This window comes from Flavobacterium saliperosum, from assembly GCF_900100625.1.
GTDB classification, from domain to species: Bacteria; Bacteroidota; Bacteroidia; order Flavobacteriales; family Flavobacteriaceae; genus Flavobacterium; species Flavobacterium saliperosum.
The window spans coordinates 453,702-466,326 of sequence record NZ_FMTY01000001.1 but is presented as its reverse complement, the minus strand read 5'-3'; the positions used below and the strand labels follow the sequence as shown (position 1 = coordinate 466,326).

The window sequence follows — 12,625 nt, the reverse complement described above, 5'->3', positions numbered from 1 at the left end:
AATTATTGGATGATGAATTCGATTCTTCTGTTTTTGCTGTCTTGTTCTTCCGTACATTTAGCACCACAGTTGAATTTCAATTGCGTTTCTCCAAATCCTTTGTACTCCAATCTTTCTGCAGGAATTCCTTTGCTGATCAAGTAGGCATAAGCTGCCTTAGCACGTTTGTTCGATAAGTTCATGTTGTAAGCATCTGAACCTTTGGCATCCGTGTGTGCATTGATGGCAATTTTCATTTCCGGTTTCGTATTCAACACTTCAATAATTTTGTTCAGTGAAAGCTCGGATTCTTTCTTAACGGTCGCTTTGTTGAAATCGAAATAGATGTTCTCAATCACGATAGCGTTGTCAATGATTTCGGCTTTTGTCTGGTTCATTGCAATCACTTCGCTGTAGTTGTTGTTGGTGTTACTCCAGGCTTTAAAGTTGGATAGGTTAATATCGTACCCGTCTTTTTCTGTTACGATGGAATACTGCGTTAATGGCTCCACGGCTAAAGCGATTCTTCCGTTTTCATCTGAAGTGGTGTTTTTGATTACTTCTCCAAATTCGTTTTTAACCACCACTTTTGCGTTTGGTAAAGCGATTTTTGAGTGGGTTTCCACTACGGTTGCATTTAGGTTTTGTGCGATGCGGGTCAATTCGAATTTATAAACATTGAAATCGGCTTTGTCACTGTTCTTGTTGGATGAGATATATCCTTTGGTTGGGCTACTCAAGATAAAAGCCACTTCGTCGTTTGGTGTGTTCAACGTGTTTCCGATATTGCAACGGTTTGTAATTCCGTTTTCGGTTAAGGAAGTTCTGAAAATGTCGTATCCGCCGTAGTTTTCATGTCCTTCCGAAGAGAAATACATGTATCTGCCGGAAGCGTATGGGTATTTTTCATTTTTTGCAGAATTCACCGTTGGTCCTAAGTTGATTGGATTTTCAATGGTTCCGTCAGCCAGTACATCGGCTACATAGATATCAAATCCTCCGAAACCGCCCGGCTTATCAGATGAAAAATACATTTTCGTTCCGTCTGCTGTTATAAATGGCGTTTCTACGGAATACTTATCGTTATTGATACTTAATTCCTGAACGTCTTTCCAGTAGCCTTTGATTTCCAAATCCAAAGTAGCTTTAAAAATCGTGTATTGATTGGGGTTGTTGGCTTTGGCTCTTGTCAGGTACATCGTTTTCTGATCCGGAGAAAAGGCTACGCCGCCTTCATTGGTTTCGCCGTCCAATAATTTTGAGAATACCACCGGATAGGAAAGGTTGCCGTATTTGTCCACATTTACGCAAAACAGGTTATTGTTAGGGGTATTGGTATTGGTGTCAACCGTAACTTTAGCGAAACCTCTTTTTTTGTTGGATAACACCAAGTATTTGTCCATGAAAAAAGTGGAGCCCACTTCTGAAAGTTCCGTGTTGATTCCGGCATCATTAGTGATGAAGTTCAAACCGGTAGTTTCCATTTTGGAAACGGTTAAAACCTTGTTGGTGTGTTTTTTGTTTTGTCCTCCTTGTGAAAAAGCGGGAAGTGAAAATGTTATAAGGGCAAGTAATAGAACTGTAGTTCTCATTTTTTACGATTTGTTTTTGTTTTTGGACGATTTACTTTTAATAATCTAAAATCGAGTGCAAAAGTACTTCTTATATTATAGAATCATTAAAAAATCGTTAAAATGCACAAAAAGTCGTTTAATGGCAATATAACAATAATAACAAATAGTGTTGTATTTGTAACAAATTAAAATAGGAGGGAATAAAAAAAGCTTCATTCGCCTAAGCGCATGAAGCTTTTGTACTCAAGGCGGGACTTGAACCCGCACGGACTAATGTCCACTGGATTTTAAGTCCAGCGTGTCTACCAATTCCACCACTCGAGCATTATAATTGGAGTTGAGCGAAAAACGGGGTTCGAACCCGCGACCTCAACCTTGGCAAGGTTGCGCTCTACCAGCTGAGCTATTTTCGCATGTGCAATTTTTCAAAAGAACAGCAGTACTTGTTTCGTATTGCGAGTGCAAATGTAAAACATAAATTTAATTTTGCAAGCGTTTACGTTGAAAAAAAACAAACTTTTTTTTAATTCTTTGATAACGATTGTTTTACAACGGGTTTATTTTTTAGTTAACATCCGCTTGATTTCGTTCAGCTTCATCAGGGCTTCCACCGGAGTTAAGGTGTTAATGTCCAAATTCAGAATTTCCTCCTTAATTTCTTCCAAAAGCGGGTCGTCCAGGTTAAAAATACTCAACTGTAATTCTTCTTTGTGCGATTTTATTCCTGCCAATGCTTCACTGGAATGGTCTTTTTCGAGCTTTTTTAATAGCTTTTGGGCTTTCAGGATAACCGTTTGTGGCATTCCGGCCATTTTAGCCACATGAATACCAAAACTGTGTGCACTGCCGCCTTTAACTAATTTTCGGATGAAAAGTACCGTATCTTTTAATTCTTTCACCGAAACATTGAAATTCTGAACCCGTTCAAACGTTACTTCCATTTCATTCAGTTCATGATAGTGCGTGGCAAATAACGTTTTCGGTTTGTTCGGGTGTTCGTGCAGGTATTCTGCAATGGCCCAGGCAATCGAAATTCCGTCATAGGTTGAAGTTCCTCGACCAATCTCATCCAATAAGACCAAACTACGGTTCGAAATGTTGTTCAAAATGGATGCGGTTTCGTTCATTTCCACCATGAAGGTCGATTCGCCCATCGAAATGTTGTCGCTCGCGCCCACACGGGTGAAGATTTTGTCGACAATACCCATACGCACGTTTTCGGCCGGTACAAAACTTCCCATCTGTGCCAACAAAACAATCAAAGCGGTTTGGCGCAGGATAGCCGATTTACCCGACATATTCGGACCCGTAATCATAATGATCTGTTGCGTTTCGCTGTCCAGAAAAACATCATTGGCGATATAAGGAACACCAACAGGCAATTGTTTTTCAATTACGGGATGACGACCGTTTTTGATGTCCAATTCGAAACTTTCGTCAATTTCCGGACGCACGTAGTTGTTTTCGATGGCCAATTGGGTAAACGAACACAAACAATCCAGTTGGGCTACCAGATTGGCATTCAGCTGCACGGGTTTAATATAGGTGGCAATCCAAAGCACCAATTGCTCGAACAATTCCGATTCGAGTTTGTAAATTTTCTCTTCGGCTCCCAAAATCTTGGTTTCGTATTCTTTCAGTTCTTCGGTAATATACCGTTCGGCATTCACTAAGGTTTGCTTACGGATCCACTCCGAGGGTACTTTGTCTTTATGAGTGTTTCGTATTTCGATATAATATCCGAAAACATTATTAAACGATATTTTTAACGACGGAATACCGGTTTTTTCGCTTTCACGGGCTTCCATGGCTTCCAGATACTCTTTTCCGGAGAACGCGATGGAACGCAATTCGTCCAATTCGTCATGAATTCCTTTGGCAATCGCATTTCCTTTGCTGATGGCTACCGGCGCATCAGGATTTAAGGTGGTTTTGATTTTTTCGCGTAATAAATCGCAAGAGTGCAAACTGTCGCCAATGGTTTTTAAAGCCTCATTGGTACTTTCCAGCGCTTGTGTTTTCATCGGAATGATGGCATCCAAAGACTGACATAAATACACGACTTCGCGCGGACTCACTTTTCCGGTGGCAATTTTCGAAATCAAACGCTCCAAATCGGATATTTGTTTGATCTGGTACTGCATGTTTTGTAGCACTTCTTTGTTGGCTTTCAGATACTCGACCACTTCATGACGACCCTGAATTTTCTTGGCATCTTTTAGGGGTAAGGCCAACCAGCGTTTCAGTAAACGACTTCCCATCGGAGACAAGGTCCGGTCAATCACATCCAATAACGTAACGGCATTCGGATTGTAACTATGGTACAATTCCAAATTACGAATCGTGAATTTATCCATCCAAACGTAAGCATCTTCCGCAATACGATGAATGTTGGTAATGTGCTGTATTTTATTGTGTTGTGTTTCCGATAAATAGTATAGAATCGCACCTGATGCGATGATTCCTTCCTGTAATTCTTCGATGCCGAAACCTTTCAGGGAATTCGTCTGAAAATGATTCGTCAATCGTTCAAAAGCGTAATCTTCTTTGTAAATCCAATCTTCCAGAAAGAACGAATGAAAATCTTCTCCGAAACTGTCTTTAAACTGATTTTTATAATGTTTCTGAACCAAAACCTCACTCGGGTTAAAGTTCTGTAGTAATTTGTCAATATATTCTTCGTTACCTTGTGCGGTTATAAATTCCCCGGTGGAAACATCCAAAAAGGCAACACCGATGGTTTTTTTACCAAAGTGAATGGAAGCCAAAAAGTTATTCGATTTCGAATGCAATACTTCATCGTTCATTGCCACACCGGGAGTCACCAATTCGGTTACGCCACGTTTTACAATCGTTTTGGTCATTTTTGGGTCTTCCAGCTGATCGCAAATCGCTACGCGAAGTCCGGCTTTAACCAATTTAGGTAAATACGTATTGATGGAATGGTGCGGAAATCCGGCCAAAGCAGTTTCAGTTTCCGAACCGGCACCGCGTTTGGTTAAGGTAATGCCTAATATTCCGGCGGCACGAACCGCATCGTCACCAAAAGTTTCGTAAAAATCACCTACGCGAAATAGCAGACAAGCATCGGGATATTTGTTTTTTATCTCGTTGTACTGTTTCATTAACGGGGTTTCTTTCGGCGCTTTTTCTTTTGCTGACATGGTAACGGGTTTGTTTGCAAATATACACGAAGACTTTATTTCAGAAACGGAAGTCTTAAAAATTAATTAAAATTCGCTTCATTGCTTTAACGAATCCCTTTTTTTAATAGATTTGCTTTCTAAATGTTTAAATACAAATGGTTATGAAAAAAATATTACTATTAAGCGCATTTTTCGTTTTCGGACTTGCTACTGAAGTTAGTGCTCAGGAAATCGCTTCAACTACTAAAGTGAAAACGGAAGTTAAGAAAACCAAAAAAGTTAAAAAAGCTAAATTACCGAAGGTGGAAGGTGCCGGAATGGTTTTTGAAAATGAAACGATTGATTACGGAACGATTGAACAAAATGCAGACGGACACAGAGAATTCGTTTTGGTAAACAATGGTAATAAACCGTTAATCATCATGAGTGCTACCGGAACTTGCGGTTGTACCGTGCCGGAAGCTCCAAAAGAGCCGATTGCTCCGGGTGCAAAAGCGGTAATCAAAGTAAAATATGATACAAACAGAGTGGGTCCATTTACCAAAAATGTGAATGTAACTTCAAATGCCTCTACAACTCCAAAAACGTTAACCATTAAAGGGGAAGTGAAAGCGGCTGCGGTAAAAACTCAGGAAGTGAAAAGCTAATTTCACAAAATAATACTTCTGAAAGCCTTCAAAATGTTTAATTTTGGAGGCTTTTTTAATGCAATACCATGAGAAAACTTGCCAACGCCGAATTAGATCGTAAGAACGTAGAAGAATTCAGACAAGCTGATAAAACCTCGTTAATTATTGTTTTGGACGACATCCGAAGCCTGCACAATATCGGTTCGGTGTTCCGAACAGCTGATGCGTTCCTGATTGAGAAAATTTACCTGTGCGGTATTACGGCAACACCTCCCAACAAGGAAATTCACAAAACCGCTTTAGGTGCAACGGATACGGTTACCTGGGAATATGCGAAGGATGTGTTGGAAGTCATTGCAAAGCTTAAAGCAGAAAACGTTTTGGTTCATGCCGTCGAACAGGTGGAACATGCCGTGATGTTGAATGCTTTTGGAGTGAAATCAAACGAAAAATACGCTTTGGTTTTTGGGAACGAAGTGAAAGGTGTGGCGCAGGAAGCCATCCATGTGTGCGACGGCGTAATCGAAATTCCGCAATTGGGCACCAAACATTCCTTAAATATATCCGTGAGTGCCGGAATCGTTATTTGGGATTTGTTTCAGAAAATGACAAATCGGAAAATCACTTAGCGTTTATAAGCTCGAGTATCTTCAGGTAATCTTCCTGATTTTCCACAAAATCCATATCGGAAACATCAATAATCAGGATGTTTAAATCGGTCTGGGTTTTGATGTAATCCAAATACCCCTGATTGATTTTCTCCAGATATTCGGCCGGAATTTCCTGTTCGTAGGAACGACCACGTTGTTTAATCTGACTGAGCAAACGCTCGGTATTCTGATATAAATACACATACAAATCCGGTTTGGGCATTTCTTTGTAAATGATGTCGAACATGGTTTTGTACAAGCGGTACTCGTCTTCGGCCAGCGTAACTTTGGCGAAAATCAGCGATTTGAAAATATGATAATCGGCGACAATAAAATCCTTGAACAAATCAAATTGCGCCAAATCATCCGATAATTGTTGGTACCGATCGGCCAAAAAAGACATTTCCAACGGGAAGGCATACCGATTCTGATCTTTGTAAAATTTGGGCAAAAAGGGGTTGTCGGCAAAACGCTCCAATACCAGTTTCGCATTAAAATCTTCTGAAATTTTAGCCGATAACGTGGTTTTTCCGGCTCCGATATTTCCTTCTATGGCGATATAGTTGTATTGTTGTAAGTTGAAATTTTCCAAAGGCGCTTTCAAATCCCTAACAACTTTACATTCGCTTTTATCGTCGGTTTCTTTTATCAGTTCTGATGTTGATTTCTGTAGTTTCGGATGCGTCCAATCGATGTTCAAATCCAACATTGGTAATAAAACAAACAAACGGTTGTGCATCTGAGGGTGCGGGATGTGTAATTTTTCAGTCTCTAGAATAATCTCATCGAATGCGATAATGTCAATATCGATGACCCTTGCCTGATATCCTTCTTTTTCACCTCGGATGCGGCCCAGCTGTTTTTCGGTGTCCAGAATTTTGTCCAGAATTTTGTCTGCGGAAAAAGCCGAGTGTAGCAGTAGTGCACAATTGTAAAAAGCATCGCTTTCAAAACCCCATGCAGGTGTTTCGTATAATTTTGAAACGCGGATGACAGTGCCTATGTTTTTATGAATCAAAGCGATACAGGCTTGAATGTTTCCCAAACGATTCCCCTGATTGCTGCCTAACGATAAAACAACTTGATGCTGACTGTCCATGTGGCAAAATAACGAAATGAATTTTAAAATTAAGGCTATTTATGGTAACTGTTGATAACTTATTTTTTTCGGACAACTGTAACAATTTTAACATTTTGGCTACTTATTATTAAAAATACACAGAATGAAATTTTTAGGAAATGTACTGGCTACAATCGTTGGATTGTTTGTTTTTTTTATGATCCTTTTCTTTGGGATTATTCTTGTTGGCGCGCTGTTTGGAGGGGAAGATCATGTTAGGGTTAAAGACAATTCGGTAATAGAATTGGATTTGAAAGAGGTGACGAATGATTACGGCGGACAGTTTAAATTTACCGATTTTGATTATTTCGAAACCAAACACGATGGGGTAACCGACGTTTTAAATGCCATTGATGCGGCCAAAACCGACGATAAAATTAAAGGGATTTCGATTCTCAATAACGAATCCATGTTAGGAATGGCGCAAAGCAAAGCGATCCGTCGCAAACTGGAAGAATTTAAAAAATCCGGAAAATTTGTGGTGGCCTATGCCAACGCATTGTCGCAAAAAGAGTATTACCTGAATTCGGTTGCGGATACGCTCTATCTGAATCCGGTTGGCGAATTGGATTTTAAAGGATTGTCTTCTGAAATTCTGTTCTTTAAAGATTTTGAAGACAAGTCCGGTGTGAAAATGGAAGTGATCCGTCACGGAAAATACAAAAGTGCCGTGGAACCGTTTCTGGAAAACGAAATGAGTCCGGCCAACCGCGAACAAATGACCGTTTTACTGAACTCCATTTGGAATTCTGTGGTTTCGGATATCTCAAAAAGCCGGAAAATATCGGTGGACAGTCTAAATGCTATCGCCAATTCGTTGGGTGCCAGAACGCCGGAATTAGCGAAACAAAAACACCTGATCGACAGAATTGCTTACGAAGACGAATATCATAACGGTATCCGTAAAGCGCTGAAAGTGGAGAAAGATGAAAAATACAATAAAGTGAGCATTTTGGATTATGCCGATAAAGTAGCCCGTACCAATATCGATTATTCGAGGAAAGATAAAATTGCCATTGTTTATGCGCAGGGTGAAATCAAATCGGGTGAGGGGGATGTAACGTATATCGGAGAAGGTTCGATGCGCCGTTCTCTGGAAGAAGCCCGAAATGATGATGACGTTAAAGCGGTCGTATTGCGCGTGGATTCCCCGGGAGGAAGCGCTTTGACTTCCGAATTGATCTGGAGGGAAATCGAGCTGACTAAAAAAGTAAAACCGGTAGTGGTTTCCATGGGAAACTTGGCTGCATCAGGCGGTTATTATATCGCGTGTAATGCGAATACCATTTTTGCAGAATCGAATACCATTACGGGTTCGATTGGTGTCTTCGGAATGTTGCCGAATTTCCATCCGTTAGCCACTAAAATAGGAATCAATGCCGAACAGGTGAAAACCCATGAAAACGCAAGCGGTTACAGTGTTTTTGAACCGATTGATGAAAACTTCAAAGGCTATGTAACGGAGAGCATTGAAAATATCTACAGTATTTTTCTGAAACGTGTGGCGGCTGGTCGAAAAATGACGGTGGCGCAGGTGAACGAAGTGGCACAAGGTCGTATCTGGACAGGTGCCGATGCGCTTAAATTAGGACTTGTGGATAAAATCGGAGGGTTGGATTTGGCCATCAAGCATGCGGCTAAATTGGCCAAAGTGAAAGAATACCGTACCGAGAATTATCCGGAATACGAAAAAACATTTGAAGATTTGTTGCGTGGTTTTTCCGGTATTTCGATGTTCCAATCCAAAGAGGCATTGATAAAAGAACAAATCGGTGCCGAAAATTACCAGGTTTTAGAGCGTATCCGTAGAGTGAATGAACGTCGCGGAACCCAAGTAATCCTGCCATTTGAGCTAAGTATCAGATAAACTTCTCCTATTATTTTTATAATAAACCAACTTATTTATGTTTTCATTAAGTAAGTTGGTTTGATTTTTGTAGTAATTTCGTAAGATAAATATTTCCAGATATGTTAAAGAAAGTTTTAAAGATTACAGGAATTTCATTGTTGGTAATCATTATTGCATTAGCGGCCGCACCTTTTTTGTTTAAAGACAAGATTAAAGAATTGGTAGCGAAAACAATCAATGAAAATGTCGATGCGAAAGTGGCTTTTGAAGATGTTGGATTGAGTTTGTTTAAAAACTTTCCGAATGCCAGCGTTACGATTGACAAACTGAGTATTGTCGGCAAAGCACCCTTTGAGGGAGATACCTTGCTTTATGCAGGAGAAATTAATCTGAAAATGTCGGTGAAAGAACTGTTCAAAGGGGAAGGCGAAGCGATGAACATTGAGGGGTTTTCTTCCAAAGACGGATTGGTAAACATCATTTTCAATAAAGACGGATTGGGGAATTTCGATATTGCCCTAAAAGACGACAAACCGGAAGATCCTTCGGAAAGTAAGCCGTTTGCGATGAACATTCAGAAGTATTCGGTGGAAAATCTTCGTTTCCGTTATACCGATGAAAAATCGAAAATCAAGATGCTTATCGATAGCATTGATCATGAAGGAACCGGAAATTTCGCAGAAGAAAAACTCGATTTAAAAACCAAATCTACTGCAAAATTAACTTTGGATATGGACAAGATGAACTACATGAACAATGTGGCATTGTCTCTGGATGCGGTTTTAGGCATCGATATGAAGAATCAGAAATATACGTTCCGTGACAATAAAGCCTTAATCAATCAGTTGCCGTTAGAGTTTGACGGATTCATTCAGATGGTGGAAAAAGGACAGGTGTACGATTTGAAATTCAAAACGCCGACTTCCGATTTCAAAAACTTTTTGGGGCTAATTCCGGCAGCCTATGCGGGGAACATCAATACGGTAAAAACAACCGGAGAATTTAAGGTGGACGGCACCGTGAAAGGCGAATTCACCGATACGACCATCCCGAAATTCAACATCGCTATTGCTTCAAACAATGCATCTTTCCAATATCCGGATCTGCCGAAATCGGTTCAAAATATTGTAATTGATACCAAAATCATCAACGAAACCGGATTGATGAACGATACCTATGTGAATCTGGATAAATTGTCGTTCCGAATCGATCAGGACGTTTTCAATGCCAAAGCGAACATCAGAAACATTGCTGAAAATGCGTTGGTGAATGCCGAATTAAAAGGGGTAATCAATTTAGCGAACGTAACCAAAGCGTATCCGGTAAAACTGGACAAACCGCTTTCGGGAATCTTAAAAGCCGATGTGGTAACGAAATTCGATATGAAATCGGTAGAAACGAGTCAGTATCAGAACATTCAGAATTCCGGAAACCTATCGTTAACAGGATTTAATTATTCCGGTCCGGAAATGGCGAAACCGGTGCAAATTTCACAAGCTGTGGTTGCGTTTAACCCGAGCCAGATACGTTTAAACCAACTGGACATGAAAACCGGAAAATCCGACATTCACATGACAGGAACTTTGGATAATTTCTACGGATTTGTATTCAAAGACCAGATCTTGAAAGCCAATTTCAATATGAATTCGAACCAGTTTTTGGTTTCCGATTTTATGGAGCCGACTACAACAACTACGAAGGAAGGAACAGCTAAAAAAGAAGCGGTGAAAATCCCTGCTTTCCTGGATTGTGCGGTTACGGCAAAAGCGAATACCGTAGTTTATGATAATCTGACGCTGAAAGATGTGTCCGGAAAAATGATTATCCGCGATCAGGCGGTAACATTACAGAACATCAAAACGAATATTTTTGACGGTCAAATCGGTATGGATGGTGTGGTTTCCACAAAAGGAAAAGTGCCTACGTTTAAAATGAATTTGGATTTAAGTAAGGTGGACATCGCAAAATCGTTCACCCAATTGGACATGTTGAAATCCATTGCGCCGATTGCCGGTGTAATTAACGGGAAGCTGAATTCAACCATCAACCTGTCAGGGAATCTGGATGCCATGGAAATGACTCCGGATCTTAAAACCATTTCCGGAAATCTGATTGGGCAACTTCTTTCGACTACCGTAAATGCCAATAATTCGCAATTATTGTCTTCGCTATCGTCCAATGTGAAGTTTATTGATGTAAACAAACTGAATCTGAACGATGTAAAAGCGGCCTTGGCTTTCAATAACGGTAGGGTAAGTCTGAAACCGATTGACTTAAAATACCAGGATGTGAAAGTAACGGTGGGCGGAACACACGGTTTCGATCAGTCGATGAATTATGATTTGAAATTTGATGTGCCAGCCAAATATTTAGGGCCTGAAGTAAGTAAATTGTTAGCAAAACTAACTCCGGCAGAACAAGGCAAGCTGGATAATGTTCCTGTAAATGCAACCATGACAGGTAATTTCAAAAATCCGAAAGTGAGTACCGACATGAAACAGGCGGTAACCAATGTAACGACACAATTGGTAAAATACCAAAAAGATAAATTGCTGAATCAGGGAACATCCGCTTTGGGCGGTTTGTTTGGTGGACCGAAAACGAATACATCGGGAACCACAACGCCGAAAGACACGGCCAAAACTACTGCGCCAAAGGTCAAGGATGAGGTAAAAAGCGCTGCGACCAACGCCATAAAAGATTTGTTCGGTAAGAAGAAAAAAGAAGAGCCGAAACCCACAACGACACCATAAAAACAAAAGCCCCTTGATTGGGGCTTTTTTTATGACAAATTGATTTTCACCACATAACCTTCAAAAGTACGAACGTTAAAAACGGTACCGTCTTCAAACATGAGGTATTGCCCTTTTACGCCGGAAAGTTTGCCTGTGAAATTTGGAGTTTTGTCTAAATTTAAACTGCTTACTTTTTTAGGGTATTGCAAAACCGGATACACCAAATCATACATTTTTTCCGGTGAAGCGGCAAAATACGGCTGTACTTCCTTTGGGATTAACGTTCCCAAACTGTTTCTTTCGGAGAGTAAATCGACATTCGGTACGTCATTTTTGAGCATTTTCTGCCAGTTGGTCTTGTCAGCATAATGGTCTTTCAAAGCGACTTCTGTAATTCCCGCCAGATAGCGGTTAGGGACTTCCACAATCGGCACCGCCTGAATCGCACCCTGATCAATCCAACGTGTGGGAACCTGTGTTTTTCGGGTCACGCCTACTTTTACCTCGCTGGATAAAGCCAGATATACAATGTGCGGTTGCAGTTGTACGCGTTTTTCGTATTCCAAATCGCGGTCTTCAATATCCAGATGCGCCGTACTCAATTCCGGTTTCATAATCCAATCGCCGGCAGCGGCACTCGACATGAAACAATCGTAACAAAATCCCTGACGGAAAATTTTCTTTTTCTTTCCGCAATTCAAACACTGGTAACCCTGAAAAGTGATTTCCAATTCTTTGTTTAACAGCTGGTTGATGTTCAAAAAGCTGTTTTCAAAAACCAGATAATACTGAATTGGGTTTCCGAATTCGGTTTGCATTTTCGTGAGTACGCCTTCGTATGTCATTTGTTTTGGGTTTCGGGTTTAAATTGACCAAAAAATTAGTATTTTTGGGTAAGACGTAAAATTATAATTACTATTTTACAATTCATAATTCATACTTA

8 protein-coding genes and 2 tRNA genes are annotated in these 12,625 nt (G+C 40.3%); 4 read left to right on the top strand and 6 right to left on the bottom strand.

Annotated features, from left to right (window positions below; all coding sequences use genetic code 11):
- Positions 1-2 precede the first annotated feature (2 nt).
- The 4 genes from BLQ05_RS02215 to mutS form a co-directional block, all read right to left on the bottom strand.
- The gene (locus BLQ05_RS02215; protein ID WP_023575497.1) at positions 3-1,571 is read right to left on the bottom strand and encodes an OmpA family protein; all 1,569 of its coding nucleotides are present in this window, start codon (positions 1,569-1,571) and stop codon (positions 3-5) included.
- Positions 1,572-1,793: 222 nt separating this feature from the next.
- Positions 1,794-1,877, bottom strand: a tRNA-Leu gene (locus tag BLQ05_RS02210).
- A 16-nt stretch (positions 1,878-1,893) separates the two neighbouring features.
- Positions 1,894-1,966, bottom strand: a tRNA-Gly gene (locus tag BLQ05_RS02205).
- A gap of 144 nt (positions 1,967-2,110) precedes the next feature.
- The gene (mutS, locus tag BLQ05_RS02200) at positions 2,111-4,717 is read right to left on the bottom strand and encodes a DNA mismatch repair protein MutS (RefSeq protein ID WP_023575496.1); all 2,607 of its coding nucleotides are present in this window, start codon (positions 4,715-4,717) and stop codon (positions 2,111-2,113) included.
- Positions 4,718-4,860: 143 nt separating this feature from the next.
- Between mutS and BLQ05_RS02195 the strand changes: the two genes are divergently transcribed.
- Positions 4,861-5,346 (top strand): DUF1573 domain-containing protein, encoded by a 486-nt coding sequence (locus BLQ05_RS02195; RefSeq protein ID WP_035654063.1) that lies wholly within the window; start codon positions 4,861-4,863, stop codon positions 5,344-5,346.
- 68 nt (positions 5,347-5,414) lie between these two features.
- Positions 5,415-5,957 (top strand): RNA methyltransferase, encoded by a 543-nt coding sequence (locus BLQ05_RS02190; protein ID WP_023575494.1) that lies wholly within the window; start codon positions 5,415-5,417, stop codon positions 5,955-5,957.
- Here the strand turns inward: BLQ05_RS02190 and folK are convergent.
- Positions 5,950-7,077, bottom strand: coding sequence for a 2-amino-4-hydroxy-6-hydroxymethyldihydropteridine diphosphokinase (gene folK, locus BLQ05_RS02185; protein WP_023575493.1), 1,128 nt, complete (start codon positions 7,075-7,077; stop codon positions 5,950-5,952). The two genes, BLQ05_RS02190 and folK, sit on opposite strands and share 8 nt — an antisense overlap.
- A gap of 124 nt (positions 7,078-7,201) precedes the next feature.
- Here folK and sppA point away from each other — a divergent pair, with 124 nt between their 5' ends.
- Together sppA and BLQ05_RS02175 are read left to right on the top strand one after the other, a co-directional pair.
- Positions 7,202-8,965: a signal peptide peptidase SppA gene (sppA, locus tag BLQ05_RS02180; protein WP_023575492.1), complete on the top strand. Its 1,764-nt coding sequence runs from the start codon at positions 7,202-7,204 to the stop codon at positions 8,963-8,965.
- A 101-nt stretch (positions 8,966-9,066) separates the two neighbouring features.
- Positions 9,067-11,700: an AsmA-like C-terminal region-containing protein gene (locus tag BLQ05_RS02175; RefSeq protein ID WP_023575491.1), complete on the top strand. Its 2,634-nt coding sequence runs from the start codon at positions 9,067-9,069 to the stop codon at positions 11,698-11,700.
- Positions 11,701-11,729: 29 nt separating this feature from the next.
- On the opposite strand, the gene BLQ05_RS02170 is transcribed toward BLQ05_RS02175, so the two are convergent.
- Positions 11,730-12,527 (bottom strand): DUF2797 domain-containing protein, encoded by a 798-nt coding sequence (locus tag BLQ05_RS02170; protein WP_023575490.1) that lies wholly within the window; start codon positions 12,525-12,527, stop codon positions 11,730-11,732.
- Between the last annotated feature and the right edge of the window lie 98 nt (positions 12,528-12,625).